General features: G+C 68.0%; 24 protein-coding genes and 1 pseudogene. 12 read left to right on the top strand and 13 right to left on the bottom strand.

Features of this window, described 5'->3' with window-relative positions; translation table 11 throughout:
• Positions 1 to 164: 164 nt before the first annotated feature.
• Entirely contained in the window at positions 165 to 1,004 is an 840-nt protein-coding gene (locus AB4850_RS13710) for a class I SAM-dependent methyltransferase (RefSeq protein WP_414440356.1), read from the top strand.
• A 52-nt stretch (positions 1,005 to 1,056) separates the two neighbouring features.
• On the opposite strand, the gene AB4850_RS13705 is transcribed toward AB4850_RS13710, so the two are convergent.
• Positions 1,057 to 1,350: a hypothetical protein gene (locus AB4850_RS13705; protein ID WP_414440355.1), complete on the bottom strand. Its 294-nt coding sequence runs from the start codon at positions 1,348 to 1,350 to the stop codon at positions 1,057 to 1,059.
• A gap of 775 nt (positions 1,351 to 2,125) precedes the next feature.
• Here AB4850_RS13705 and AB4850_RS13700 point away from each other — a divergent pair.
• The 3 genes from AB4850_RS13700 to AB4850_RS13690 are packed head-to-tail and all read left to right on the top strand — an operon-like array spanning position 2,126 to position 5,230.
• Positions 2,126 to 3,322 (top strand): M20 aminoacylase family protein, encoded by a 1,197-nt coding sequence (locus tag AB4850_RS13700; RefSeq protein WP_414440354.1) that lies wholly within the window; start codon positions 2,126 to 2,128, stop codon positions 3,320 to 3,322.
• Between the two features lie 35 nt (positions 3,323 to 3,357).
• Positions 3,358 to 4,671, top strand: a complete 1,314-nt coding sequence (locus AB4850_RS13695; RefSeq protein ID WP_414440353.1) for an MFS transporter — start codon at positions 3,358 to 3,360, stop codon at positions 4,669 to 4,671.
• A 55-nt stretch (positions 4,672 to 4,726) separates the two neighbouring features.
• Complete coding sequence (locus AB4850_RS13690; RefSeq protein ID WP_414440352.1) at positions 4,727 to 5,230, top strand: N-acetyltransferase family protein; 504 nt, start codon at positions 4,727 to 4,729, stop codon at positions 5,228 to 5,230.
• 122 nt (positions 5,231 to 5,352) lie between these two features.
• On the opposite strand, the gene map is transcribed toward AB4850_RS13690, so the two are convergent.
• The 6 genes from map to AB4850_RS13660 all read right to left on the bottom strand — a co-directional run bounded on the left by map (position 5,353) and on the right by AB4850_RS13660 (position 10,990).
• Entirely contained in the window at positions 5,353 to 6,171 is an 819-nt protein-coding gene (gene map, locus AB4850_RS13685) for a type I methionyl aminopeptidase (RefSeq protein WP_414440351.1), read from the bottom strand.
• The gene (locus AB4850_RS13680) at positions 6,171 to 6,389 is read right to left on the bottom strand and encodes a ParD-like family protein (protein WP_414440350.1); all 219 of its coding nucleotides are present in this window, start codon (positions 6,387 to 6,389) and stop codon (positions 6,171 to 6,173) included. Before AB4850_RS13680 ends, map begins: the two co-directional genes overlap by 1 nt.
• Before the next feature lie 138 nt (positions 6,390 to 6,527).
• Positions 6,528 to 7,361 carry a GSU2403 family nucleotidyltransferase fold protein gene (locus tag AB4850_RS13675; protein ID WP_414440349.1) on the bottom strand — a complete coding sequence of 278 codons (834 nt, stop codon included), beginning with the start codon at positions 7,359 to 7,361 and terminating at the stop codon, positions 6,528 to 6,530.
• Complete coding sequence (locus AB4850_RS13670; RefSeq protein WP_414440348.1) at positions 7,358 to 8,497, bottom strand: helix-turn-helix domain-containing protein; 1,140 nt, start codon at positions 8,495 to 8,497, stop codon at positions 7,358 to 7,360. The genes AB4850_RS13675 and AB4850_RS13670 overlap by 4 nt, the downstream gene beginning before the upstream one ends.
• A gap of 233 nt (positions 8,498 to 8,730) precedes the next feature.
• Positions 8,731 to 9,972, bottom strand: a complete 1,242-nt coding sequence (locus tag AB4850_RS13665) for an acyl-CoA dehydrogenase family protein (protein WP_414440347.1) — start codon at positions 9,970 to 9,972, stop codon at positions 8,731 to 8,733.
• A gap of 169 nt (positions 9,973 to 10,141) precedes the next feature.
• A complete protein-coding gene (locus AB4850_RS13660; protein WP_414440346.1) occupies positions 10,142 to 10,990 on the bottom strand; it encodes a hypothetical protein in 849 nt (282 codons plus the stop codon).
• A 116-nt stretch (positions 10,991 to 11,106) separates the two neighbouring features.
• Here AB4850_RS13660 and AB4850_RS13655 point away from each other — a divergent pair, with 116 nt between their 5' ends.
• Entirely contained in the window at positions 11,107 to 11,715 is a 609-nt protein-coding gene (locus tag AB4850_RS13655; RefSeq protein ID WP_414440345.1) for an alpha/beta fold hydrolase, read from the top strand.
• 289 nt (positions 11,716 to 12,004) lie between these two features.
• Entirely contained in the window at positions 12,005 to 14,119 is a 2,115-nt protein-coding gene (locus AB4850_RS13650) for a catalase (protein ID WP_414440344.1), read from the top strand.
• 94 nt (positions 14,120 to 14,213) lie between these two features.
• On the opposite strand, the gene fabV is transcribed toward AB4850_RS13650, so the two are convergent.
• Positions 14,214 to 15,416 (bottom strand): enoyl-ACP reductase FabV, encoded by a 1,203-nt coding sequence (gene fabV / locus AB4850_RS13645; protein WP_414440343.1) that lies wholly within the window; start codon positions 15,414 to 15,416, stop codon positions 14,214 to 14,216.
• A 265-nt stretch (positions 15,417 to 15,681) separates the two neighbouring features.
• Here fabV and AB4850_RS13640 point away from each other — a divergent pair, with 265 nt between their 5' ends.
• Positions 15,682 to 16,251, top strand: coding sequence for an NADPH-dependent FMN reductase (locus AB4850_RS13640; RefSeq protein WP_414440342.1), 570 nt, complete (start codon positions 15,682 to 15,684; stop codon positions 16,249 to 16,251).
• A 40-nt stretch (positions 16,252 to 16,291) separates the two neighbouring features.
• On the opposite strand, the gene AB4850_RS13635 is transcribed toward AB4850_RS13640, so the two are convergent.
• Complete coding sequence (locus AB4850_RS13635) at positions 16,292 to 16,960, bottom strand: FMN-binding negative transcriptional regulator (RefSeq protein ID WP_414440341.1); 669 nt, start codon at positions 16,958 to 16,960, stop codon at positions 16,292 to 16,294.
• A gap of 108 nt (positions 16,961 to 17,068) precedes the next feature.
• Between AB4850_RS13635 and AB4850_RS13630 the strand changes: the two genes are divergently transcribed.
• Entirely contained in the window at positions 17,069 to 18,601 is a 1,533-nt protein-coding gene (locus tag AB4850_RS13630; protein WP_414440340.1) for a PLP-dependent aminotransferase family protein, read from the top strand.
• Positions 18,602 to 18,715: 114 nt separating this feature from the next.
• Here the strand turns inward: AB4850_RS13630 and AB4850_RS13625 are convergent, their stop codons facing one another.
• Positions 18,716 to 19,348, bottom strand: coding sequence for a trimeric intracellular cation channel family protein (locus tag AB4850_RS13625; protein WP_414440339.1), 633 nt, complete (start codon positions 19,346 to 19,348; stop codon positions 18,716 to 18,718).
• Between the two features lie 146 nt (positions 19,349 to 19,494).
• Positions 19,495 to 20,445 carry a helix-turn-helix domain-containing protein gene (locus tag AB4850_RS13620; RefSeq protein WP_414440338.1) on the bottom strand — a complete coding sequence of 317 codons (951 nt, stop codon included), beginning with the start codon at positions 20,443 to 20,445 and terminating at the stop codon, positions 19,495 to 19,497.
• 182 nt (positions 20,446 to 20,627) lie between these two features.
• Between AB4850_RS13620 and AB4850_RS13615 the strand changes: the two genes are divergently transcribed.
• Positions 20,628 to 21,527 carry a DMT family transporter gene (locus AB4850_RS13615; protein ID WP_414440337.1) on the top strand — a complete coding sequence of 300 codons (900 nt, stop codon included), beginning with the start codon at positions 20,628 to 20,630 and terminating at the stop codon, positions 21,525 to 21,527.
• Positions 21,528 to 21,562: 35 nt separating this feature from the next.
• Here the strand turns inward: AB4850_RS13615 and AB4850_RS13610 are convergent, their stop codons facing one another.
• On the bottom strand, positions 21,563 to 22,438 hold the full coding sequence (locus AB4850_RS13610) for a LysR substrate-binding domain-containing protein (RefSeq protein WP_414440336.1): 876 nt from the start codon (positions 22,436 to 22,438) through the stop codon (positions 21,563 to 21,565).
• Between the two features lie 291 nt (positions 22,439 to 22,729).
• Here AB4850_RS13610 and phnX point away from each other — a divergent pair, with 291 nt between their 5' ends.
• From phnX to AB4850_RS13595, 3 genes are read left to right on the top strand one after another with little or no spacing between them, the layout of a single operon-like run.
• Positions 22,730 to 23,593, top strand: a complete 864-nt coding sequence (gene phnX, locus AB4850_RS13605; protein ID WP_414440335.1) for a phosphonoacetaldehyde hydrolase — start codon at positions 22,730 to 22,732, stop codon at positions 23,591 to 23,593.
• Positions 23,593 to 24,729 carry an iron-containing alcohol dehydrogenase PsrA gene (gene psrA, locus AB4850_RS13600; protein ID WP_414440334.1) on the top strand — a complete coding sequence of 379 codons (1,137 nt, stop codon included), beginning with the start codon at positions 23,593 to 23,595 and terminating at the stop codon, positions 24,727 to 24,729. The genes phnX and psrA overlap by 1 nt, the downstream gene beginning before the upstream one ends.
• Before the next feature lie 17 nt (positions 24,730 to 24,746).
• A complete protein-coding gene (locus tag AB4850_RS13595; protein ID WP_414440333.1) occupies positions 24,747 to 26,201 on the top strand; it encodes an MFS transporter in 1,455 nt (484 codons plus the stop codon).
• A 38-nt stretch (positions 26,202 to 26,239) separates the two neighbouring features.
• Here AB4850_RS13595 and AB4850_RS13590 read toward each other — a convergent pair.
• A pseudogene (locus tag AB4850_RS13590) lies at positions 26,240 to 26,446 on the bottom strand (IS5/IS1182 family transposase); the annotation flags it as partial.
• Between the last annotated feature and the right edge of the window lie 16 nt (positions 26,447 to 26,462).

Genomic DNA, 26,462 nt, shown 5'->3' with positions numbered 1-26,462 from the left:
AACCGGCCGGACGCGATCCGCATCGGCATTCACGCGCGGTGGCGAGATTGGCGTGATCGGCTGCAAAGTTGGCGGGGGTGACCGTATGCCCGGCGCGCGGGCGCGGCTAGACTAGGCCATCGGGCGGGCTGCGTCAGGCGGCCTGCCGTGCACCGGAGCCGCTCATGACCGAAACGTCCCGCATCACGCAGCATTACGAACAGGCTGCGCCCAGCCTCGTCGAACGCCTTCGCGCCGCGCTCGCGGCGGCCGGCTTCGACGCTACCCATCCGCCGCAGCCTGGCGATCTCGCGCCGCTCGACCAATTCCATTCGCGCGGGCTCGACGCCACGCGCGAGCTGGCCGACCTGCTCGACCTCGACGGCAGCCAGCGCGTGCTCGACATCGGCTCGGGGCTGGGCGGGCCGTCCCGCTATCTGGCCTCGACGTTCGGCTGTCATGTCGAAGGTATCGATCTGTCGCCGTCCTATGTCGATGCGGCGCAATATCTCGCGGCGCAAACGGGGCTGGGCGATCGCACGCATTACCGGCAAGGCAATGCGCTGGCGCTGCCATTCGAGGACGCCACGTTCGATATCGCCTGGACCCAGCACGTCGCCATGAACATCGCCGATCGCGACACGCTCTATCGCGAGGCGCATCGCGTGTTGCGCGCGGGCGGCCGGCTCGCGATCTTCGACGTGGTGGCCACATCCGACGCGCCGCTGCATTACCCGGTGCCGTGGGCTACCGATACCGAATCGAGTTTCCTCGTCACGCCCGAGCGCATGCGCAGCGTGCTCGAAGCGCAGGGCTTCGCCGTGCAATCGTGGGTGGATTCGAGCGCGGTGGCGCTGACGTGGTTCGACGCGCGCGCGAAGCGCCAGGCGCAGATGACCAGCCCGCCGCCGCTGGGCCTGCATCTCGTGATGGGGCCTGGCTTTCGCGACATGACGGGCAATCTCGCGCGCAACCTGCGCGAAGGCCGTGCCGGCTTGATTCAAGCGGTGCTGCGCAAGGTCTGAAACGCCGCGCGGCCCGGCAAGCATGCCGGGCCGCGCGATTGACCAGGAGACCTTACTGACCCTGGATCAGCATGCCGAGCGGCGCGAGCGGGCCGAGCGGAATGAAGTCGTACTGCGCGTAGCCGTCCGCGACGAGCGGCAGCGAATCAATGGTGGCGCGCGCGGCGTCCACCGATTCTGCGTCCAGCAGGAACACCACGCCCGGCTTGTCCTGGCGAGCCCAGAATTGTTCGATCTTGCTGTCCAGATAGAGCTTCAGCGTGGCGGGCACTTCGCGCGGCATGATCTCGGCGCGTTGCTCGGGCGTGACCGGCTTGATGATGGTGGCGATGGCGAGGACTTTCATTGAGGACTCCGGTTCGTTGGTTGAGCGGTGATCGCGACTTGCGATGGAGTCCAGTGTAGGGAGCGGCGATGCCAAAGGGTACGGTCATAAACGACAATTTTAGAGACGTTTACGCCTAATGCACGACGGCCTGCCTTTTTGGGGGCGGCGGGCCTTCGAGATTATTTCGCTTGAAGCGGCCGCATGAAATTTATACGGCGGAAAGGGCGGAGAATATCGCACCGCCAAGCGGCATGCCACGCCGGAAATGAAATGAAATTCGAAGCGAGAGGGAACGACTATGGCCTTCGTCATTCCCTCCCTGGGCCCCACGACCTCACCAGCTTGCCCCCTAAGCGATCAGAAAGACCAAGCCCGACGCGTTGCTTGGGCGCAATCCTACCAACTCCTTGCAAGGCTGTCGCGGTGATTTGACCGTGTTTGTCTTATTCGACGCCGGTGAAATTCAAGTAATCGATTTCATGTTGCGGATATGAAATTCGGTACGCACGTTTCATTATCAAGTCGCGGGGCCATTTAATATCGGCTTATATTTCCGATAACCCGATTCGGAATATTTTCCTTTAAATGGGCCTTGATTATGTCGGCGGCCGGAATTTTTTTCCGGCGGCATCGCGGCCCACCGCGAATCCGAACCCGGTGATAAACCCTGTTTATCACGGTGAAAATTCCCGCATCTTATCCGGTGCGATTTGGCTGGCTATAGTGCGCGCTAGATCCCCCCACCTGCCGCGCAGGCCGCTTCGACGGCGCGCGGCGCTCCGGAGCCGCCTCGATGAGCACCCCCACCGCGCACCGTTACACCGAAATCCCCGACCTCGCCGACGACGTCCCCGACCTGCTCGCGATTCGCCATCACATCCACCGCCATCCCGAACTGGCCTTCGAGGAAGTGGCGACGGCCGCGCTGGTGGCCGACAAGCTCGAAAGCTGGGGCTGGCAGGTCACGCGCGGCGTGGGAGAAACGGGCGTGGTCGGCACGCTGACGGTAGGCGAGGGCACGCGCCGCATCGGCATCCGCGCCGACATGGATGCGCTGCCGATCCTCGAGGCCACCGGCCTGCCGTATGCGAGCGAGACGCACGGCAAGATGCACGCGTGCGGCCACGACGGCCACACCACCATGCTGCTCGGCGCGGCGCGCCAGCTTGCGCGCACCCGCAACTTCTCGGGCACGGTGCACCTGTATTTCCAGCCGGCCGAGGAAAAGGGCGTGGACAGCGGCGCGCAGCGCATGATCGCCGACGGCCTGTTCGAGCGCTTTCCGTGCGACGCCGTGTTCGGCATGCACAACCATCCGGGCGCGGAGCCGGGCCAGTTCCTGATGCGGCGTGGCGCATTCATGGCGGCGGGCGACCGCGTCGTGATCGAGATCGAAGGCGTGGGCGGCCATGCGGCGCGCCCGCATCTGACGGTGGATACGGTGGTGGTCACGGCCAGCATCGTGATGGCGCTGCAAACCATCGTCGCGCGCAACGTGGACCCGTCGCAGTCGGCCGTGGTCACGATCGGCGCGATGCACGCGGGCACCGCCAGCAACGTGATTCCGCAGCACGCGCGGCTTGAACTGAGCGTGCGTTCGTTCAGCGAAACGGTGCGTGCGCAACTGAAGCAACGCATCACCGAGATCGCGCAAGGTCAGGCCGCCAGCTATGGCGCGACGGCGCGGGTCGATTACATCGAGGGCTATCCGGTCGTGGTCAATTCGGATGCCGAAACGGATTTCGCCGCGCAGGTCGCGAAGGAGCTGGTGGGCGACGACCACGTGGTGGAGCAGACCGGCCAATTGATGGGCAGCGAGGATTTCGCCTACATGCTGCAACAGCGCCCCGGTTCGTTCGTGCGGCTCGGCAACGGCGTGGGCGAGGACGGCTGCATGGTCCACAACCCGCACTACGACTTCAACGATCACAACCTGCCGATCGGCGCGGCGTACTGGACGCGGCTGGTCGAGCGTTATCTGGCAGCGTGAGCGCTGGTTTGCCGGCCCCAATCAGGAACATTCCCATGCACGACGAACGGCTCGCTTTGCCCCTCGAAGAAACCCCGGCCGCCGCACCGGCTCGCCTGTCGCCGCGCGGTGCGGTGGTGGCGGCCGTGATCGGCAACTGGCTCGAATTCTTCGATTTCACGGTGTACGGATTTTTCGCTGTCCTGATCGGCAAGCTGTATTTTCCGGCCGGCGACGCGACCACCTCGCTGTTGCTGTCGGTGGCGACCTTTGCGGCGGGCTTCTTCACGCGCCCGCTCGGCAGCGTGGTGCTGGGCGTCTACGCCGACCGGCGCGGGCGCAAGGCCGCGCTGAACCTGACGATCATGCTGATGGCGGCCGGCACCGGCCTGATCGCGATCGCGCCCACCTACGCGCAGATCGGCGTGTGTGCGCCGTTGCTGATCGTGTTCGCGCGGCTGCTGCAAGGCTTCTCGCAGGGCGGCGAATTCGGCGCGGCCACCACCACGCTGCTGGAGCAGGGCGACGCCTCGCGGCGCGGCTTTCGCGCCAGTTGGCAACTGGCCACGCAGGGCGGCGCGGCGCTGATGGGCTCGGGTCTCGCGGCGCTGCTGTCGAATGCATTGAGCAAGGGCGCGCTGGAAAGCTGGGGCTGGCGCGTGCCGTTCGTGGTGGGCCTGGCGATCGCGCCGGTCGGCATGCTGCTGCGCCGCCGGCTCGCCGAGGAACCGGCCGGTTCCTCGCATGCGATCGACCGCGGCGTGCTGCGCGAGCTGTTCACGCAGCACGCGCGCACGGTGCTGCTGATCACGCTGACGGTGATGGGCGGCACCGTTTCCACCTACATCCTGACGTTCTACATGCCGACCTACGCGATCCACACGCTCGGGCTGCCGATGAAGCTGTCGATGTTCGTCGGCGTGGCGTCGAGTTGCGTGATCCTCGTGATGTGCCCGGTATTTGGTTGGTTGTCCGACAGGATCGGCAGCCGCAAGCTGCCGATCTTCATCGGGCGCGGCACGCTGGTGCTGCTGCTGTTTCCGGCCTTCATGCTGATGAACCGCTTCCCGACCTTGCCGGTGGTGATGCCGGTCACGGCGCTGCTGTTGCTGTGCTTCTCGATGGGCTCGGCCTCGGAGTTCGCGTTGATGTGCGAATCGTTCCCGCGCCGGATTCGCGCCACCGGCATCTCGATCGCCTATGCGCTGGCCGTCACGATCTTCGGCGGTACCGCGCAACTGGTCGCCACGTGGCTGGTGCGCGTGACCGGCAACAAGCTCGCGCCCGCGGCGTATGTGGCCGTGTGCGTGGTGCTGTCGCTGGTCGCGGTGTCGATGCTGCGCGATACGGCGAAGCGAGCGGAGGAATAAACGCTGCGCATCCGGATAGAATCGTCGTCTCTTCTCAAGCCCCGGCCCACCGACGATGATCACGATCCGCCCCATCACCCCCGACGATTTCGACCGCTTCTGGCCGACGTTCCAGGCGATCGTCGAGGCGCAGGAAACCTACGCCTTCGATCCGGCCGTCACGAAAGAGGCGGCGCGCGCGCTGTGGATCGACCTGCCGCTGCACACGTTTGTCGCGGAGGAGGACGGGGAGTTGCTCGGCTCGTATTACCTGAAGCCGAACGCGGTGGGCCCGGGCCGGCACGTCTGCAACTGCGGCTACATGGTCGCGCCGGCCGCGCGTGGCAAGGGCGTGGCGCAGCGCATGTGCGAGCACTCGCTGCAGGTGGCGCGCGACGCGGGCTTCCTGGCGATGCAGTTCAATTCGGTGGTGGCCACCAACACGGTGGCCGTGGCGCTGTGGCAGAAGATGGGCTTCGAGATCGTCGGCACGTTGCCGCGCGCTTATCGCCACCGCACGCTCGGCCTGGTCGATTGCCACGTGATGTATCGCTGGCTCGGCGATACCGAGGCAGCCTGAAACCGCAGCCGGCAAGGCGCGCAAACGAAACGCGCCGCGCATCCCGAAGGACGCGCGGCGCGTGACAACCCGCATGGGATAACCGCTTCGCAGACCGAAGCGACGCCTTCAACGAACGCGCATCACGCCGCCGAAGCCGAGGCCGCGCCGAGCGGCGCATAACGCCCCGTGCCTTCGGGCCAAGCCGTCAGGACATCGAAGCCATCGGCGGTCACGGCCACCATGTGCTCCCACTGCGCCGACAGCGAACGGTCGCGCGTCACCACGGTCCAGCCGTCGGCCAGTTGCTTGGTTTCCGCCTTGCCCGCGTTGAGCATCGGCTCGATCGTGAAGATCATGCCGGGCACCAGCCGCGTGCCGACGCCGGGCCGGCCGTAGTGCAGCACCTGCGGCTCGTCGTGATAGACGGTGCCGATGCCATGCCCGCAGTATTCGCGCACGACGCTGAAGCCGGCCGCATGCGCGACGCTCTGGATCGCGTAGCCCACGTCGCCGAGCGTCGCGCCCGGCTTCACGGCCAGGATGCCGGCGCGCATCGCGTCGTAGGTGGTATCCACGAGGCGCTTGGCTACCGGGTCCGGCTCGCCGACGAAGTACATGCGGCTCGTGTCGCCGAACCAGCCGTCCTTGATCACGGCTACGTCGATGTTGATGATGTCGCCGTCTTCGAGCTTGTGCGCCGACGGAATGCCGTGGCACACCACGTGATTGACCGACGCGCAGATCGTCTTCGGAAAGCCGTGATAGCCGATGTTGGCCGGGATGGCCTTTTGCACGTCGACGATGTATTCGCGGCAGATCGTGTCGAGTTCGTCGGTGGTGACGCCGGGCTTCACGTACTCGCCGATCATGCGCAACAGGTCGGCGGCCAGTTGGCCGGCCACGCGCGATTGCTCGATTTCCGCCTGCGAGCGGAGCGGGATTTGAGGAGCGCGCGCCATCATGCCACCTGCGGCAGCGGGGCGTCGTCCTCCGCCTGCTGCGCTTCGGCGCGCAGCAACATCTGGCAGATTTCGCCGTAGGCCAGCGTCGGATTGAGCTCGGCCAGCATGCCCACGCGCAGCCAGTGCTCGGCCTGCGCGTTGATCGAGCGGCTGAGGGCGCCGCTCGTGCGGCGCAGTGAGTCGTGCATCGACTCTGATATCTTGATGATTCCCATGGTGCCCTATATATACGAAATGTAGCTGTTTCGCATAATAGCAGGAATTGTTGGGGATGCCAGCCCGGTGTTGTCTCGCGGAAAAAGGTGGCCGAATTGTCACCAAGTTGTCCGGCCTGACCAGGCCATCGTCATGTGCTAGCCCTCGCTGAAAAGATCCTCGAAGCCTTCCCTGCACAACTGCAGCATCGCTTCCGGGTCCAGCTTGTCATCAGGAATCTCGGCCGCTTCACGGATGACGTCGTTCATCTCGTAGAAGAGTTCTTGCACGCCTTCGCGGACTGACCTTCGCTGATTGGGGTGCAGCGTGGCCTCCAGTTCCTTCCAGATTGGAATGAGATCATCCTCGATTGCTCCGTAAAAGATCTGGAGCGTGCCGTGGATGTAAAGCACGTCTTGAGCGCGCTTTTTCCCCTCTCGCCTGTCGCGGATCAAAAGCTTCTGAATCATGAAGCTCACCGGGTTCGGCACGCGAAGATCGGCCACGGTCTCGTGGAGCCCGGACTCTTCTTTCGGGATGGTCACAAGCCAGGGTTTAAACAGGAGGACTTCGATAAACCGAAGTTTTTGCGCGACGACTCCCGCGTGCAGTTCGGTCGCGTCTGCTTCCCATCCTCCTTTACCGTCGCGCTTTTTCCCGCTGCCGGTGAGTGGAGTCAGAAACTCGGCGTAAAACCCGTTTTCATCGCCGTTCAGGTTGTAGCGCATCGCCGGCGGCTTGAACCCGCCGGCAAGGTTCGGCTGCTCGGTGAAGCCAGCGCCTTCCAATGCCTTCTTGATATCGCCGTCGAGCAGTTCTCGCTTGTCATAGGCCACGTCCGCGTCCTGGGTGAAGATCGGTTTGTGGTCCGCCGTGTAGGCACGCGGTTCGTACCCAAACAACCGGAATGCCCATCCGCCGACAAAGACGATCTGCTGGCGCCACGGCTCCAGCGTTATCGCAAGTCTGCTGAATTCCGCGAAGCTGCTCATGCTCCTTCACCTACTACTTTCGCCAGAACGCCATGCTCAAGTTCCGCGGCCTGCTCGGCGCCGCGCGTCGGGTCGGCGGAAACGTCGAGCCATGTCTGGATGATGTCGGATACCCAGACGCCATCGCACATCACGCGCCCACGAAGCAACGATTGAGGGTATGGGTGCTGCTTCAAGATGAGATCCGGCCGTTCGCCGTCGCGCGCACGCTTCAGGCCTCGCCAGCCTTCAGCCGCTGCGAGGTCGGGGACCCACAGCGTTGTTATCGCGCCATGGACGTGCCCTACGCGCAGAGCGTTGGCCGCCGCAAACTGCCCGAGCGTTGCTCCTGCTTCGCGCTTGAGCGTCTTTCGTAACTGCTGCTCCTCGGGCACGCCTGCCACCAGGAATTTCATCGGTACGCTGGCAGACGGTTTCACGTACGTTGCCTTCCAACGATGCGCAAGCTTGCGTCGCTGCACGATTCGCAGGTGGGGCGCGAACTCGACAAGGCCCTCTTCTTTCAGGGCATTGATGAGCCGAGTGGCCGTCATGACCGCAACGCCAGCTTCGCGCGCAAGCTCGGTCGCCGTCAGGTACGTCTTTCCCGGCGCGCTGATCAAGTTTTCGCGCTTGATGTCGGCCGCGAGCAGGAGCTTGAGCATCCATTGAGCGAGGTCGGAGAAAACGAGCGTCGGCGGTGCGGAGTGACTGCTGCGTCGCACGCTCACTGGCGGCTCTTCGGCCTCGAGTTCTGGAAAATCAGCGTACAGCGGCACGTCGGAGAGGATGGCGAGCGGCTCACCATTCCCATACTGCTTCTGGAAGCTCACCAGCTTTTTGACAAGCGCAGGCGATGCCGCCCCCACCCAGAGGATTACGGCAGGGCGGGACCGGTCGTGCCGTGCGTTTGCGTAGGCGCGCGACTCCAGTAGAGCCTGCGAAAATAGCGGGATTGCCCGGTCGGCGCGACCTTCCGTCAGTGCCTTCAATACCGCGTGATAGGTCTGCCCACGAGGGCTCGTCAGAATGAAATCCGCGCCCTTGCTGTCTCCAGACGCTTCAATGACTTCCCAGCCGTTGCTTTCGAACAGCGTGTGCACGGAGTGGGAGGCGAGGCGGTCGGCCGCTCGGGTAGAGAAATGAGGGTCACTCATGTCGCTTGGTCATGGTATTTCAGTTGGCCATGTGAAATCACTCGGCCATGTTATCTTGGCGGCGCGGCCCAAGCAAGCAGATATCGGCTTGGGATTCCTGCACGACAAGCCTCTTTGTTTTCTGCGTGCTTCCCTCCGGTCTTGGCGGCAGAACCGAAAACATGTGCGTTTCTGCGCAAGCTCCAGGTACGGACAATGTTTCCGACACACTACAGGTCATCCGTTCACCACCATCAAGCAATCCCGATCCGCCATTGCCCCTGCGGCAGCCTGCCGTTGACAGCAAAATCCCCGACGATCCGCTCGCGATAGATGCGCGGGTTATGCGAGGCCAGCGTGCGCGCGTTGCGCCAGTGGCGGTCGAGGCCGTTGCTGCGCAGCGTGGCCGAGGCGCCGAGCGCGTCGAACACGCTGCCGGTTGCGTCGAGCGCCAGCTCGATCACCACCGTCTGCGCCTGCCAGATTTCGAGTTCGGCTTCGGCGATCGCTGTCTGCGCGTCCTCGCGACCAACCGCCTGCGTCGCGCGTTCGAGCGCGCGCGCCGACAGCGCCACCGCCGCGCCCGCCGCCCAAGCCTTCGAACGCGCGCGGCCGAGCACTTGCAGCACTTGCGCGTCGTCCGCAGGGCGCGCGGCCGGCGCGTGGCTGTAGCTGCGGCGGCGCGCGGCCACCTGCGCGGCGGCGTCGTTGACGGCCGCGCGCGCGATGCCGGCCAGCGTCGCCAGATGCACGAGCTGGTAGAACGCTTCGGAATAGTCGAACGGTGCGGTGGTGACGATCTCGCGCTCGTCCACCGGCACGTCGTGGAAGTGGCTCGTGCCGCTCGCGGTGAGCCGCTGGCCCATGCCGTCCCAGTCGTCGATCACCTCCACGCCGCTCGCGCGCCGGTCGATCGTGACGCTGACGTAGGCATCCTCGGCGTCGGTCGCACCGACGTGAATCCAGTCCGCATACAGCGAGCCGGTGGTGTAGAACTTGGTGCCGTTCAGCCGCCAGCCTTGCGCACCGCGCGTCAGGCGCGTGGCGAATTGCGCCTGCTTTGCATCGCCGGTTTCGGACCACGCGCCGCCCACGATGTCGCCTTTCGCGAGTCGCGCGAGCCAGGTGTCGCGGCGCGCGGCGGGGCTGCCGAGCGCGTGCTCGACGAAGCCGAAATGCGCGCGCAGCGCCTGCGTCAGGTTCGAATCGGCTTCGGATAATTCGATCAGGAGTTCGAAGAACGCGGGCAGATCGAGGCCGAGGCCGCCGTAGTCGCGCGGCACGCGCACGGCCGTGAAGCCGGCGTCGCGCAGCCGGTCGATCGCGTCGAACGGCAGCTCGCGCGCGATCTCGCGTTCGACGGCCTGGGCGCGGATGCGCGCGAACAGTGGACGGAACGGCGCGACCAGGCCGGGATAGGTGTCGCGGGGCGGTTCGCCCCATGCCGCGCCCGTGACGAGATCGGGCGGCAGCGCGGTGGTGCGGTCTTGGGACATGGATCGGAAGCCGATTGGGCGGGTTGCGCGGGTGTCTGACAAGCCGGCGTCGCGCCGGCCGGGTTCGCTGCAATCTAATCGGCTTCGCTGCCCGCTTGAAACCATCGATTTGCGGTTTGCTTATGCGCGAAGCCGCGCGATGCTTGTGCCGCGCGGTGAAAAGCGGCGGTCAGCCGGCGTCTTGTGCGGCGGCCGCTTCAACCGCTTCGGCCGACTGAGTCACACCGGCCTTGCCGCCCATGCTTTGCGCCCGCGCCATCCGCCGCGTCGCCCACTGCACGCCCATCGCCACCACCGACGCCGCCACGAAGCCGAGCCACGCTGCCTCCGCCGTCGCATGGCGCAGCGCGAACGCCAGCACCAGGCAGAACGCCACGAACGAGAAGCGCCCGAGCACCATGCCGCGCAGCAGCGCGATCGCGAACGCGGCGCCGTGCGCGCGATGCGACGACACCGCCAGCACGCTGCCGAGCAGCGGAAACACGGCCAGCACGCCGCTCCAGGCAGGCCCGGCGCGGCCCGACACGGCGGTGACGGCCAGCGTGAGCAACGCGCCCGCCGCCATCCGCGCGGCGAGGTCGCGGCGCGCGAGCGGCAGGCTCGCCGCGCCGCCCGAGCTGCGCGGCAGGAACGCGCGCCCGAAGGCCACCGCGCCGAGCGCCGCGATCACGGCGGTCCACGGCGACGCGGCCAGCGGCGCGGGCAGGTGCGCGAGCGCGGTGGCGGCCAGCGCCCAGGCGGCCAGCCCGGCGGCGAGCGCGAGTGGCCAGCCGCGCGCGCGGCAGGTCCACGCGTAGGCGAAATTGAAGGCTTCGGATGCGAGAATGGCGGCCAGCGCGAGCAGCGCGGCGTGTGCGCCGAACGCGGGACCGTGTTCGAGGACCAGCAGGAACAGGATCGGGCCGGCCACCACGGGCAGCCCCGCCAGCCAGCCCGCGATCGATGGCCCCCACCATGCGCCCGACATCGAGACGACCAGCAGGAACAGCGGGACGAGCGTCAGCTTGAGCGTGAGCATGGCGGCGGCGGGTAAAGCCAGATGATACCCGCGCAGCCGCGGCCATCGCGTCGTTGGCCGAGCGTCGCGTGTCGCGTCCGCCATCACGATTCCAATAGAGAGTAGAGAGCACACCCATGGCCATCCCTTCCACCTTGATGTTCCTGCCCGGCGCGTCGGGCGACACCGGCTTCTGGCGTCCGCTGGCCGAGCGCCTCGCGCATCCGGCCGAGCGCGAGATCGTCGCGTATCCGGGCTTCGGCGGCGAGCCGGCCGACCCGTCGATCGGCGGCATCGACGATCTGCTTGCGCGCCTGCTGGCCCGTATCGATCGCCCCACGGCCCTGATCGCGCAATCGATGGGTGGCCTGCTCGCGGTGCGCGCCGCGCTCGAACGGCCCGAGCTGATCACGCACCTGGTGTTGAGCGTGACCTCGGGCGGCGTGAACATGGCCGATGCGGGCGCGCAGGATTGGCGCACCGGCTTCGCCGCGAGCCATCCGCACTTGCCCGGGTGGTTCCTGTCGAATCGTGAGGACTACAGCGCACGTCTGCACGAGATCCGCCAGCCGGCGTTGCTGATCTGGGGCGATGCCGACCCGATCAGCCCCGTCGCGGTGGGCGAGCGCCTGCGCGACGCGCTGCCCGATGCCCGACTGCACGTGGTGGCCGGCGGCGGGCACGATCTCGCCAAGGTGCATGCGGCCGCGCTCGCGCCGCTCGTCGACGCGCATCTGGCCCGCTGACGCCTTGCCGGGCGAGTGACCGACCCCACTGCGCGCCGCCCCGGTTTCCCTTCATTCCCCCTCCCTGCGGGCGGGTCCGCATATTGCGAGACCTTCCCTCGACGACACGTTTCGCGCGCGCCGCACGCGGCCAGGCCGCCTGCCCGGCGTTGCGCCGTGTCGCGACATCGTTGCCAATCGGTCGCGGTTTGTAGTTTTTGCAGACCTCGTCCACCACGCCGCGCGAATGCGGTGTGTGCGATTGCGCACCGAACCGTCCCCGCCCTACAACCCGCAGTGGAGAAAACGCATGGCCAAATCGAAAACGCCCCAGGCTGCCGACGCAACCGGCAACGGCGGCGAAACGCATCAGCAGTACACCGGCAGCGGCAGCGCCAAGGGCAAGCAGGCGCATCCCGAGGTGCTGACCACCAATTTCGCGGTGCCCATTTCCGACAACCAGAACAGCCTGAAGGCCGGCGAACGCGGCCCGGCGCTGCTGGAAGATTTCGTGCTGCGCGAGAAGATCTTCCACTTCGATCACGAGCGGATTCCCGAGCGCATCGTGCACGCGCGCGGCAGCGGCGCGCACGGCGTGTTCACGTGCACCAAGGCGATCCCCGAACTGACGCGCGCGAGCCTGTTCCAGAAGGCCGGCGACGAGGTGCCGGTGTTCGTGCGCTTTTCCACGGTGGCCGGCGGCGCGGGCTCGGTGGATACGCCGCGCGACGTGCGCGGCTTCGCCGTGAAGTTCTACACGCAGGAAGGCAATTGGGATCTGGTTGGCAACAACATCCCGGTGTTCTTCATCCAGGATGCGATCAAGTTTCCGGACCTGATCCACAGCGTGAAGATGGAGGCCGATCGCGGCTATCCGCAGGCCGCGTCCGCGCACGACACGTTCTGGGATTTCGCGAGTCTGATGCCCGAAAGCACGCACATGCTGATGTGGGCGATGTCGGACCGCGCGATTCCACGCTCGCTGCGCATGATGCAGGGCTTCGGCGTGCACACGTTCCGCTTCGTCAACGCGAAGGGCGAGGGCAAGTACGTGAAGTTCCACTGGAAGCCGTTGCTCGGCGTGCAATCGACCTGTTGGGACGAGGCCGTGAAGATTGCCGGTGCGGACCCGGACTATCATCGCCGCGATTTGTTCGAAGCGATCGACGCGGGCGACTTCCCCGAATGGGAACTCGGCGTGCAGGTGTTCGACGAGGCCTGGGCCGCGAAGCAGCCGTACGACGTGCTCGACGCCACCAAGCTGATTCCCGAGGAAGAGATCCCGCTGCAGACCATCGGCCGGCTCACGCTGAACGCCAACGCGAAGAACTTCTTCGCGGAGACGGAACAGGTGGCGTTCTTGCCGTCGAACGTGGTGCCCGGCATTGATTTCACCAACGATCCGCTGCTGCAGGGCCGCTTGTTCAGCTATCTCGACACGCAGAAGTCGCGGCTCGGCACCACCAATTTTCATCAGATCCCGATCAACGCGCCACGCTGCCCGTTCCACAACTTCCAGCGCGACGGCCTGATGCAGACCAAGGTGCCGGAAGGGCGCGCCAATTACGAGCCGAATTCGCTGGCCGATGCCGGCGAGGATGGCGGGCCGCGCGAGGCGCCGGCCGAAGGCTTCAGCACGTTCAAGGCCAACGACGAGCGCAATGATCCGTCGGAAAAGCTGCGCGTGCGCTCGGAGCTGTTCGCCGATCACTACAGCCAGGCGCGCATGCTGTTCCGGTCGCTGGAGCCGATCGAGCAGGCGCATACGGCGTCGGCGTTCGTGTTCGAGCTGTCGAAGGTGTCGCTCGAACATGTGCGCACGCGCATGCTGTCGCGGCTGCGCAATGTCGATGAGTCACTCGCGCAGCGCGTGGCCGATGGGTTGGCGATGGCGTTGCCGCCGGCCGCGCCGCCTGCGCGCGAGCCGGTGGATATGAAGGCGTCGCCGGCTTTGTCGATCGTCGGGAATGCGAAGCATACGTTGAAGGGCCGCAAGGTTGGCGTGCTGTTCGATGAAGGTTCGGACAAGGCCGAGATCGAGGCGCTGGTGAAGGCCATCGAGCAGGACGGCGGAAAGGCGATGCTGATCGCGCCGAAGGTGGGCGGGCTGCCGGTGAAGGGCGGGACGCTGGCGGCGGAGGGGCAACTGGCGGGTTCACCGTCGGTGCTGTTCGATGCGGTGGCGCTGGTGTTGACGGAGGATGCGGCGCACAAGCTCGCGCAGGATTCGGCGGCGCTGTCGTTCGTGCTGGATGCGTTCGCGCATTTGAAGGCGATCGGGCATACGGCCGGCGCGCAGCCGTTGCTCGATCGCGCGGGGATTCAGCCCGATGCGGGTGTGCTGGCGAATCTCGGGAAGGGGTTCGTGGGTGCGGCAGGCAAGCGGTTTTATGATCGCGAGCCGAAGGTGCGGACGTTGGCTTGACGCATCGCGCGCCCATGAAAAAGGCCGGATGCCGGGGCATCGCCCCCGCATCCGGCCTTTGGCGGTACGCGCCGCTGACGCGGCGCGTGCGCGCTTACAACCCGACCGAAATCAGGCCCGGGATCGCCACGTCGGGATTGACGTCGGCGTCGTAATCCACGCCGGCGATCTCGAACCCGAACAGGCGCAGGAATTCGTGCTTGTAGCCGGCGAAATCCGTCAGTTCGTAGATATTGTCGTTGGTGACCTGGCTCCACAGCGCCTGCACCTTGGCCTGCACTTGCGGATCGAGTTCCTTGTAGTCGGCGCGCAGGCGGCCGTCTTCGTCGATGTGCGGCGTGGCGCCGTACATCGTGTCGTGCAGCAGGCCGTACACCTGCTCGATGCAGCCCTCGTGCGTGCCGGTTTCCTTCATCACCTTGAACAGCAGCGACAGATACAGCGGCATCATCGGGATCGCCGAGCTGGCTTGCGTGACCACCGCCTTCAGCACCGCCACGCGCGCGTCGCCGCCGTGGGCCGCGAGGGTGTCGCGCAGGCCGATCACGGTGGTGTCGAGATCCTTCTTGGCCGCCCCGATCGAGCCGTTCCAGTAGATGTCGTGCGTGATCTGCTCACCGAGGTAGGTGAACGCGGTGGTCTTCGCGCCGGGAGCCAGCACGCCCGCTTCGTTCAGCGCGTCGATCCAGAACTTCCAGTCCTCGCCGCCCATCACCGCCACGGTGTTGTCGATCTCTTCTTGCGAGGCCGGCTCCAGCGCGGTGTCCTTGATCACTTCCTTGTCGGTGTCGATGCCGCGGAACGTGACGCTCTTGCCGATCGGCTTGAGCGTGGAGTTGTGCACCACGCCCGTTTTCGGGTGCGTGCGGCGCGGCGAGGCGAGGCTGTACACCACCAGATCGACCTGGCCGAGATCGGCCTTGATGGTGTCGATCGTGACGCGCTTCACTTCGTCGGAGAACGCGTCGCCGTTGATCGTCTTGGCGTAGCGGCCTTCGGCCTTGGCGAACTTCTCGAACGCGGCGGTGTTGTACCAGCCGGCCGTGCCCGGCTTGGTTTCGCTGCCCGGACGCTCGAAGCACACGGCCAGCGTGTCCGCGCCCGAGCCGAAGGCGGCCGAGATGCGTGCGGCCAGGCCGTAGCCGGTGGACGCGCCGATCACCAGCACCTTCTTCGGGCCGTTGGCGATCGGGCCTTGCTTGACCACGTAATCGATCTGTTCTTTGACATTGGCTTCGCAGCCGACAGGATGAGTCGTCACGCAGATGAAGCCACGCACGCGCGGTTTGATGATCATGAAAGCCCCTGAATACGGTAAGCGTCGAACGTCGACGGACAGAAATGCCGTGCATTGTAAAGGAAGCCCCGGACGGCGCGAACGGCGGCATCGGGCTTCGGGGCGGGGTGCACGGGCGTTGGGCCTGGATACGGGCGTGGATGTGCACAGGCACGTGGCGGCGCGATCGGGCCGGACGTGGGACACTCGCGCCGGGTTTTTTCGCGCGGACCGGCCCCGCTTCGGGCGCCGCGGCGGCCGGCTGCGCTTCACCGTTTCGAGAATCATGATCCGATTGCTTTCGATGTCGGGCAGCCTGCGCACGCTGTCCTCCAACACGGCCCTGCTCGATGCCGCCGCCGCGATCGGCGCGCCGGGCGTGAGCGTGCAGGCCTGGCGTGGCCTCGACACGCTGCCGCCTTTCAACCCCGAGCGTCAGGACGACCCGCCGTCGCCCGTGCAGGCATTGCGCGACGCGGTCGCGCGGGCCGACGGGCTGCTGATCGCCTGCCCCGAATACGCGCGCGGCATTCCGGGCGCGTTCAAGAACGCGCTCGACTGGCTGGTGGCCAGCGATGGCTTTCCGGGGATGGCGGTGGCGCTGTTCAACGCGTCGCCGCGCGCGTCCGATGCGCAGGCGGCGCTGCGGCTGGTGCTGACCACCATGTCGGCGCATTGCGTGGCGCCGGCCTCGATCGCGCTGCCGTTGCTCGGGCCGCCGCGCACGGCGGCGCAGATCGCGGCCGATCCGGCGCATCGCGAGGCGATTTCCGGGGCGCTCGCGGCGATGCGCGAGCGGATCGCCGAGCGCGGGCGGCGCGGCGAACGGGTGCCGGGCGGCTCGGCGGGGGCTTGATGCCGATCTTGATGCCGATTGGAGCGGCGTCCGCGGCGTCTCAGTCCGGCTTGTTGTCGTTACCGCTGCCGCTGCCCCCCGGCGCCACCCCACCCGCCAGCATCGCATCGGCGATCGCATGGCGGCCCATCGCGCGCAGCCCGTCGGCCGCGCCTTGCACGTCGCGGGCGTCCTTGTTCTGGCTCAATTTGCTCTTGCCTTCCAGGCGCGTGATCTCGATCTCGATGCCGACGATCGCCTTCATCAGCGTATCGACGAAATCGGCCGGCGCGTCGCCCATCTTCCACGGCACCGGCTGCGTGGCCTCGTGGCGGCGCGTGAGCTTGGCCACCACGCCGCGCACGTAGCGTTCGTCGTCGCGCACCGTGATGCGGCCGTGCGCGTGCACCACCGCGTAGTTCCAGGTGGGCACCTGGCGATGTGCCTCGTGCTTGCTCGGATACCAGTTCGGCGAGATGTAGGCGTCCATCGCGCGGAAGATCGCCAGCACCGGCGCGCCGTTCGCCACTTGTTGCCAGACCGGGTTGGCGCGCGCCACATGGGCGTGCAGCACGCCGAGCGTGCCGCCGCCCGGATCGAGTTCGAACGGCAGGTGGTTGGCGTCGAGGCCGCCGTCGCCGTGCGTGACCAGCGCGCCGAACGGGTGGGCGACGATCAGGGCGTGCAGCGCGTCGGGGCGCGCTTCGGTGAAGGGGGCGGGCAGATACATGGCGGCTCCGAAGGCGGTGGGGCGTGATTGATCGAATGGGCTGATTCTGCGCTGTTGCTGGCCTATGATGAAGGGCCAGTTTTATTCAATTTTTTTGGACCAGAAACGATGGCCCGTACTGCCCAATCCCCCGATATCCCCGCGCTCGGCCCGCTCGACCGCGCGGCTGGCCAGTTGAGCCGTCAATTGGCGCAGGCGTTGCGCGACGCGATCCGGCGCGGCGACCTGCGCCCCGGCGAATCGCTGCCGGCTTCGCGCCAGCTTGCCGCCGCGCTCGGGCTGGCGCGCGGCACGGTGATCGAGGCGTTCGAGCAACTGGTGGCGGAGGGGTTTCTGGTCGCACGCGGGCGGACCGGGACGTGGGTGGCGCCGGCGTTGTCGATGCCGGGAGAGGGGGCGTTCGGGGTGGTGGGCGGCGACGAAGCGGCACCCGCCGCCGCCGGGGCCTTCCCGCCACGCCGGCTCCCCGCGCCCGCCGCGATCTTCGCCGCTGTCGCCGCCGATTTCGAACCGCTGCCGCCGATCCCGTTCGCCGTCTCCGTGCCGGGCGGCCCGACCTTGCCCGACGCGGCCTGGCGGCGGCTCGGCAACCGCCTGCGCGCGCATGGCTCGGCCGCGCCGTCGGGCTATGGCGACACGCGCGGCGTCGGCCCGCTGCGCGAGGCGATCGCCGATTACGTGCGCCGTTCGCGCTCGGTGCGCTGCGACGCCGCCCAGGTGATCGTCACCACCGGCACCCAGCAGGGCCTGTATCTGGCCTGCCAGGTGCTGCTCGACGCCGCCGACCGCGCCTGGATCGAGAACCCGGCCTATCGTGGCATCACGGCGATCCTCGAAAGCACCGGCCGGCGCGACGCGATCGTGCGCGTGCCGGTGGATGCGGAAGGGCTCGACGTCGACGCCGGCCGCCGCCTCGCGCCCGACGCGCGCGCGGCGTTCGTCACGCCGTCGCATCAATATCCGCTCGGCATGCCGTTGAGCGTCGGCCGCCGCGAGGCGTTGCTCGACTGGGCGCGCACGCACGACGCGTGGATCGTCGAGGACGATTACGACAGCGAACTGCGCTACGCCGGCCATCCGTTCCCGGCGATGCAGGGGCTGGACCCGGCGCGGGTGGTGTATCTGGGCACGTTCAGCAAGATCCTGTTTCCGTCGTTGCGGCTCGGCTATGCGATCGTGCCGCCCGATCTGGTGGCGGCGTTTCGCGGCGCGCGCGTGCTGATGGACCGCCATCCGCCCGAGGCCGACCAGCATGTGCTGGCCGCGTTCATGGGCGAGGGGCATCTCGATCGCCATATCCGGCGCGTGCGTGGCGTGTATGCGGCGCGGCGCGCGCGGCTGATCGAGACGCTCGACGCCGCGCTGCCGCCCGAGCTGGCCTGGCGCGAGCCGAGCGATCAGGGCATGCATCTGGTGCTGTGGCTGGCGGCCGGTTTCGACGACCGCCGGGTGGCCGCGCAGGCGCTGGCGGCCGGCGTGGCGGTGCGGCCCGTCTCGCCGATGTATGCGCCCGGCACGGCGCGGCCGGGGCTGGTGCTCGGCTTCGGCGGTTTCGACGATGCGCGCATGGAGGCGGCGGCGCGCACGCTGGCGGGGGTGATCGTGGCGGCGGGACGCGAAGGGGCGGTGTTGGCGGGGTGAGGGGACGCAAGGGTGCGTGAACGCGGCGCGCTGGCTGGCGAGTGCGCGCAAGCATGGAGAGGTCCGGGCTGTCGAACGCGGCGGCCCCGAGCCGTCAAACGCTGCCCTCGTTCCCTACTGGCTATCCCGCTGCCGATTCCCGAACGTCGGCAGCCGCCAGCCGAAATACAGCGACGACAGCCGGATCGCCACGCACGAGCCGATCGCCAGCCACGGCGCGAGCGTGGGCAGCCAATTGGTGCGCAGCGACACCACCTCGACGGTCGCGCCGAACAGCGCGGCCAGCGCGTAGATCTCGCGCTGCAGGATCGCCGGCACGCGCGAGAGCAGCACGTCGCGGATCACGCCGCCGCCCACCGCGCTGAACATGCCGAGCAGGATCGCCACCTCGGCGCTCTCGCTGTAGGCCAGCGCCTTCTGCGCACCGGCCACGGCGAACAGGCCCAGCCCGATCGCATCGAACAGCAGCACCGGGTAGCGCAACTTCTTTACACGCTGGTAGGCGGCCACCGTCAGCGCGGCCGCCACCATCGACACCAGCAGATAGCGCCAGTTCGACAGCCCGGCCGGCGGCACCGCGCCGATGCAGACGTCGCGGACGATGCCGCCGCCGCACGCCACGATGAACGTGACGAACACCACGCCGAACAGGTCGAGCCGCCGCTGGCGCGCGGCCACCGCGCCGCTGATGGCGAACACGAAGGTGCCGGTCAGGTCCAGCAGCGTATAGGCGACGTGGCCGTTCATGCGCGGCGCCCGCGCGCGATGCGGCGCGAATGGCAGGACGGCGGAAGGGCGGGGCGGCGGGGAGAAAGCGGCGTCATCGTCGATCGGGAGCGGAGCACGGTCACGATGATAGGCAGATCGCGGAAAACCGCAACCGGCGCGGCGCGTCAGCCGCCCTGCAGTGCCTTGCGGAACGCGGTGGGCGTGGCGCCGTGCGCGTCGCGAAAGCGGTGGCTGAAGTGCGCGGCGTTCGCGTAGCCGCATTGTGCGGCCACCTGAACGAGCGGCAGCGCGGTGGTGCGCAGCAGCGCACGCGCGCGGGCCAGCCGCTGCTCGGCGATCCACGCGTGCGGCGGCGCGCCGAACGAGACGCGGAACATCCGCGCGAAATGGTATTCCGATAGCGCAGCCAGGTCGGCCAGCTCGCCGAGCGTGACGGGCTGGTCGAGCATCGCGTCGATGTAGTCGCGCACACGTCGCCGCACGGCCGGCGCCAGGCCGCCCGTGTGCATCACGCCGGTGCGCATCACGCTCTGCCCGCGCAGCAGCCCGCTCAATACCTCGTGCGCGGTTTCGTTGACGCGCAGGCGGCCGTCCACGTCGTCCCAGCGCTCGTTGAGCAGCGAGCGGCATTGCTCGGCGATGCGCGGATCCTCGAAATAGGTGCGATCGGCCAGCTCCAGCTCGCGCGGCTCGCGATCGAGTTCGCGCACGGCGCGGCGCGTGAAGTGCTCGGGCAGGAAGTACAGGTGCATGAAATGCATCTGGCCGCGCACCCACCAGCGCGATTCGTGGTCGCCGGGCAGCGCGCACAGCCGGCTCGGCGCGCCGTAGCGGCCCGGCAGCTTTTGCCGCTCGGTGCGGTAGCCGCCCGCCACGTAGCACGACAGCGTGTGGTGGCCGGGGTTGTCGTAGGCCGTTTCCGCCACCTCGGTCTCGCGCGTCCATTCGGCGATGGCGAGGTGATCGCCGAGCCACGCAAAGCGCTGCAACCGCGCATCGGCGTCGGCCAGCGTGCGGCACACCGATTGCAGCCCGAACGGCAAGTCCGCCGCGCTGGCCAGTTCGGCGGCGGAGGCGGGCGGGGCGGCGGGGATCGGCGGGCTGACGGGCTTCATGGGCGCAGTATAGGGTCGCGCGGGGTTGCGCGCGCGCGTGCACGGCGCGCTGTCGCGCAAAGACAGCAATTCCGGACAAGTGGCCCGGCCCGGCGGGCGGCACAGTGGTCATCCGGGACGATCCGGCGCCGAAGCCTTCGGCCGGCCCCCGGCAACGCCAGCCAACCTCACGCCGCCTTGCCATGAATCTTCTGCTTTATGCCGTCACCGTGCTGATCTGGGGCACCACCTGGATCGCGATCAAATGGCAGCTCGACAGCGTGCCGCCGCCGATCTCGATCGCCTGGCGCTTCTGGATCGCCGCCGCCGTGCTGTTCGTGGTGCTGCGCGCGCTGCGCCGGCCGATCATGCCGCCGCGCGAGGCCTGGCGTTTCCTGGTCGCGCAGGGGCTGGCGCTGTTCTGCCTGAACTTCCTGTGCTTCTACTACGCCGAGCGCGTGGTGCCGAGCGGGCTGGTGGCGGTGGTGTTCTCGATCGCGCCGCTTCTCAACGCGATCAACGGCCGGCTGTTCCTGGGCCGCCCGCTGCAACCCACCGCGATCGCCGGGGCGCTGCTCGGGCTGGCCGGCATCGGTTGCCTGTTCTATCAGCAGATGGCCGGCCACCTCGGCGATGCGGCCACCTGGCGCGGCCTCGCGATCGCGCTGGGCGGCACGCTGTGCTTCTCGACCGGCAGCCTGCTGTCGAGCCGGATGCAGGCGATCGGCCTGCAACCGCTGATGACCAACAGTTGGGCGATGCTGATCGGCGCCTCGGCGCTGACGATCGGCTCGGCCGTCGCCGGTTTGTCGTTCGTGCCGGAGATGACGCCGCGCTACCTCGGCGCGCTGGCCTATCTGGCCGTGCCGGGCTCGGTGATCGGCTTCACGTCGTATCTGATGCTGGTGGGCCGGATCGGCCCGGAGCGGGCGGCCTATTGCACGGTGCTGTTTCCGTTCGTGGCGCTGACCGTCTCGACGATCTTCGAGGGCTACCGCTGGTCGCCGCTCGCGGTGCTCGGGCTGGCGCTGGTGGTGGCCGGCAACCTGGTGGCGTTCGACCTGACGCGCAGGGTGTTCGCGCGGCGGCGCTGCGTGGCGTGAGGGGGTAACGGCGCGCCCACTGCGCCCACCACGCTTCACCCCGCCGGCCGGCACCGCCGCATCGCCTCGAAGAACGCCGCGACGAGCCGGCTCTCGCGCCGCTCGCGCAGGCAGCACACATGGATATGCGTGCTGACCGGATCGCCCGCGATGCGCACCGGCCGCAGCCGCGCCGCGTCGGGCACGTACTCGGACACCGACACCGTGCCCACCCCCAGCCCGCGCGCCACGGCCTCGCGCAGCGCCTCGCGGCTGCCGATCTCCATCGCGATGCGCGGCGTCGCGCCGATGCGCGCCAGCGCATCCTCCAGCGCGCGCCGCGTGGTCGAGCCGGGCTCGCGCATCAGCAGCGGCGCGCCGGCCAGTTCCGCCAGCGTGATCGCCTCGCGTGCCGCGAACGGATGCGCCACGCCGACGAACGCGATCACCGGGTAGCTCGCATACGGCGTCATCTCGTAGCGCTCGTCGCTGAACGACCGCGCGATCACGCCGACGTCGCAGGCGTAATCGTCGAGATCGTTGAGCACGCTCTCCGAATTGCCGAGCGTGACGGCCAGTTGCATGCGCGGATGCGCGGTGTGGAACGCCTCGATCATCTCGGTCACATGGAACGGGCTGACGGCGCCGATCCGCAGCACGCCGCGCGTCAGCTCGCCGCTGTCGTGCAGCAGCGAGCGCGCGTCGTTCTCCAGCCCGTTGATCTGCCGCGCCAGCGGCAGGAAATCCAGCCCCACCGCCGACAGCTCCACGCGCCGCCCGCGCCGATGGAACAACTGCACGCCGTGCTCCTGTTCGAGCGCCTGCACCTGCGAGGTGACGGTGGTCTGGCTGGTGGCGAGCGCGCGGGCCGCCGCCGTGAAGCCGCCGTGCTGGACGACGGCGAGGAAAGCGCGAATCTGGGTCAGGGTCATCGATCGATACGGAAGTTCGGACTGCGTGGTGAAAACAGGGACGGACGGCGCAGGCAATCTCGGCGAATTTTATCGATCCACCCCTTATTTCAAGGGATTGTCTCGCAAGCATCGCGCATCGGACCCAAACCGGCCCGAAACCCTTGCACCGCCTGACTGTTCGGCCATCGAACCGGAATCCAACGATTTTTTCGATGGATCGATTCGGTTGAACCGGGTATTTCGATCATGGACGAGTCATGTTGCAAAACTATGCTGGCGTCCGTGATCCACTTCCCCCCGGAGCCGAGCATGCTGCGACGATCCGTCAGCCTCGATACCCCCGCCGCGAATCGCGCCCAGCGCGTTTATCGCGGCCCCGTCACCACCGCGATCTTCGACTGGGCCGGCACCGTGCTCGATTTCGGCTGCCTCGCGCCCGTGCATGCGTTCCGCGAGGTGTTCGAGGCGGCCGGCGTGCCGATCAGCGAGGCGCAAGCGCGCGCGCCGATGGGCGCGGCCAAGCTCGAGCACATCGAACTGATCCTCGAAGATCCGGCCGTGCAGTCGCGCTGGCGCGCGGCGTTCGGCGCGGCGTCCACCGACGCCGACATCGACCGGCTCTACGCCGCGTTCCTGCTGGCCGACGAGCGCAACGTCGAGCGCTACAGCGCGCTGATCCCCGGCGCGCTCGACACCATCGCCACGCTGCGCGCGCGCGGCATCCGCATCGGCAGCACCACCGGCTACCCGCGCGAGGTCATGAACAACCTGCAGCCGCTGGCCGAGCGCCACGGCTACCGTCCCGATCACTGCTGCACCGTCAGCGACGTGGCGCGCGGCCGCCCGTACCCGGACATGTGCCTGGCCAATGCGCTGGCGCTCGGCGCGCCCGACGTGCGCAGCTGCGTGGTGGTGGACGACAGCCCCACCGGCCTCGAATCGGGCCTCGCGGCCGGCATGTGGACGGTGGGCATCGCCGCGAGCGGCAACGAGGTGGGCCTGTCGCTCGACGCCTGGCAGGCGCTCGACGCCGCCGGCCGCGACGCGCGCGTCGGCCCGGCCCGCGAGCGCCTCGCGCAGACGGGCGCGCATTACGTGATCGACAGCATCGCCGACCTGCCGGTGGTGATCGACGCGATCGGCGAACGCCTCGCGGCCGGGGAACACGCGTGATGAGCTGGCAATTCCACAACCCGGTGCGGGTGCGCTTCGGCGTCGATACGCTCGATGCGATCGGCAGCGTGCTGGCCGGCCGTCCTTACGCGATCGTCACGTACCCGGGCCAGCCGTTCGTCGCGCTGTGCGAACGGATCGAGCGGCTCGCCGGGCCGGCGCTGCTGCGCATCGACAACGTCGAGGCCAACCCTTCCGTGACGATGCTGCGCACGGCCTGCGATGCGTTGTCCGGGCTCGCCGCGCTGCCGGAGGCGCCGGCCGTGCTGGTCGCGCTGGGCGGCGGCTCGGTGATGGACACGGCCAAGGTGCTGGCCGCCGAGCATGGCCGGCTCGACCCGGTGCTGGCCTGGATCGAGGATGGCCGCACGCGCGTCGCCTCGCGTGCGCTGCCGATCGTGGCGATTCCCACCACATCCGGCACCGGCAGCGAAGTGACGTCGTGGGCCACGGTGTGGGACCCGGCGCGCGAGCGCAAGCTCTCGCTCGCCCGCGACGATCTCTATCCGGAAACGGTGCTGGTCGATCCGCGCCTGGTGGCGGGCCTGCCGCCCGAACCGACGCTGGCCAGCGGGCTCGACGCGCTGTCGCACGCGCTCGAAAGCCTGTGGAACATCAACGCGAACCCGGTCACGCGCGGCCTGGCCGTGGAGGCGGCCCGCGAGATTCTCACGGCGCTGCCGCGCGTGATGGCCGCGCCCGGCGATCTGGCGGCGCGCTCGGCGATGGCGCTCGGCGCGCTGCGCGCCGGCCTCGCGTTCTCGAACACGCGCACCGCGCTGGCCCACAACATCTCGTACGCGATCACGCTGCGGCATGGTGTGGCGCACGGCCTGGCCTGCTCGTTCTGCCTGCCGGCCGTGATGCGCTCGGCGCTCGGTGCCGATCCGGCTTGCGACCGCGCGCTGGCCGACGTGTTCGGCACGCTCGACGGCGCGCCGGCCCGGCTGGAAGCGTGGCTCGACGCGCTCGGCGTGGCGTGCCACCCGGCCGCCTACGGCCTCGACGCCCACGCATGGCAGGACCTGGTTGCGAACGCCTTCGACGGCGCGCGCGGCCGCAATTTCATCGGCGCGCCGGCGCGCTTCCCGCAATTCGATTTCACGCAGGCGGCGCAGCCCGCGCTCGCCTCGTGAATCGTCAGGAGAACTTCATGACTACGCCTCAATCCGTCAGGACCGACGCGCTGTCGCGTCTCGACAATATGCCGTGGACCCGCTTCCACACGCTGCTGGTGGCCGCGCTCGGAGTGGGCTGGGCGCTCGATTCGTTCGAGACCAATATCATCGGCAGCGTGTTCGGCATGCTCAAGGGCCAGTGGCACCTCAGTTCGGCGCAAGGCTCGCTGGCCGTGACGATCTGGGTGTTCGGCATGCTGGTGGGCGCGATCGCGTTCGGCTACCTGGCCGACCGCTTCGGCCGCAAGCGGCTGTTCCTCGCCACGTTGCTCTGGTACGCGTGCTTCAGCGTGCTGACGATCTTTTCCTGGAACTACGAATCGTTCCTGTTCTTCCGCGCCATGACGGCGCTCGCGGTGGGCGGCGAGTATTCGGCGGTCACGGCGACGATGGGCGAATTCATTCCGCGCGGCCATCGCGGCAAGACCGATTCGCTGATCCTGTCGGGCTTTCCGGTGGGCGCGCTGCTGTCGGCCGCGATCTCGTACTTCGTGCTGAACCACCTGCCGGCCGATGTGGCGTGGCGCGTGGGTTTCGGGCTGGGCACTACCATGGCGCTGCTGTTCTTCTGGATTCGCCGCGTGATTCCCGAATCGCCGCGCTGGCTGCTGCAACAGGGCCGCACCGCCGAGGCCGAGGCGATCGTCGGCCGGATCGCGGCCAGCGCCGAGCGCGCCGGCACCTCCGCCGCCGATCTCGATCAGGCGCGCCGACGCTACGAGCCGGCGCTCTACACGCCGTCGCGGCCCGCGTTCTGGCGCAACGTGCGCGAGCTGTTCGGCACCTACCGGCTGCGCTGCGGCCTCGCCAGCGCGCTGAATTTCTCGCAGGCGGCGGTGGTGTATGGCGTGCTGTCGCTGATGGCGCTGGTGATCCTGCCGTACATGAAGGTGCCGGCCGCCGACATGTCGCTGTACTACGTGTACGGCAACGTCGCCGCGCTGCTCGGCGGGCTGTGCGCGTCGGTGCTGGTGGAGGCGTGGGGGCGGCGCGTGTCGCTGCTGGTCAGCTACAGCTTCACGACGGCCGCGATCGTGCTGATCTACCTGATGCACACGCTGCCGGGCATGGTGCTCGGCTACTGTCTGATCCAGTTCGGCGTGACCTGGGCCTATATCTCGGGCTACGTGGTGTCGTCGGAAGTGCTGCCGACGCGGATTCGCGCCACGGGCCTCGGCGTATCGGTGGCGGTGGGCCGGGTGGGCGCGATGGTCGCGCCGCTGATGCTGACCAACGTGTACGCGCTCACCGGCACGCCGTCGGCGGCGCTGATCGGGCTGCTGCTGCTCGCGCTGCCGGGGCCGCTGGCCGCGCTGCTGTGGATGGTGAACGGGCGCGAGACGCGCAATGTTTCGCTGGAAGAGGGGAGTGCCGATGGTGGATCGGCCGATGCGGCGCACTGGAATGCGCGTCCGGCGGTGGTGCAGTGAGGGGGTGAATGAGGGGCGCGGCGGCTGTGCTGGCTGGTTTCGATACTGCGGCGGGCGATACCGGCCTCGATGCCGCGCTGTCTCGGATAGCACTGGCAACGAGCGAACTCATATCCTTTGTCGGCGTGCAGTTTGCTCGGACGCTTGCGCGGCTGTCCGTTCAGGCCTGGTACCGCAGGAATGGAATCAAGCGTGGGCTCGAATGCCATCGAATCGTGTCGGTTGGCTCGGGTGAGCGTGACTGATTGGATTGAGCAAAAA

The organism is Burkholderia sp. 22PA0106 (assembly GCF_047497155.1).
In the GTDB taxonomy this organism is placed as follows: domain Bacteria; phylum Pseudomonadota; class Gammaproteobacteria; order Burkholderiales; family Burkholderiaceae; genus Burkholderia.
Note: the sequence above shows the minus strand (reverse complement) of the source record. Positions and strands in the feature narration are given on the sequence as shown.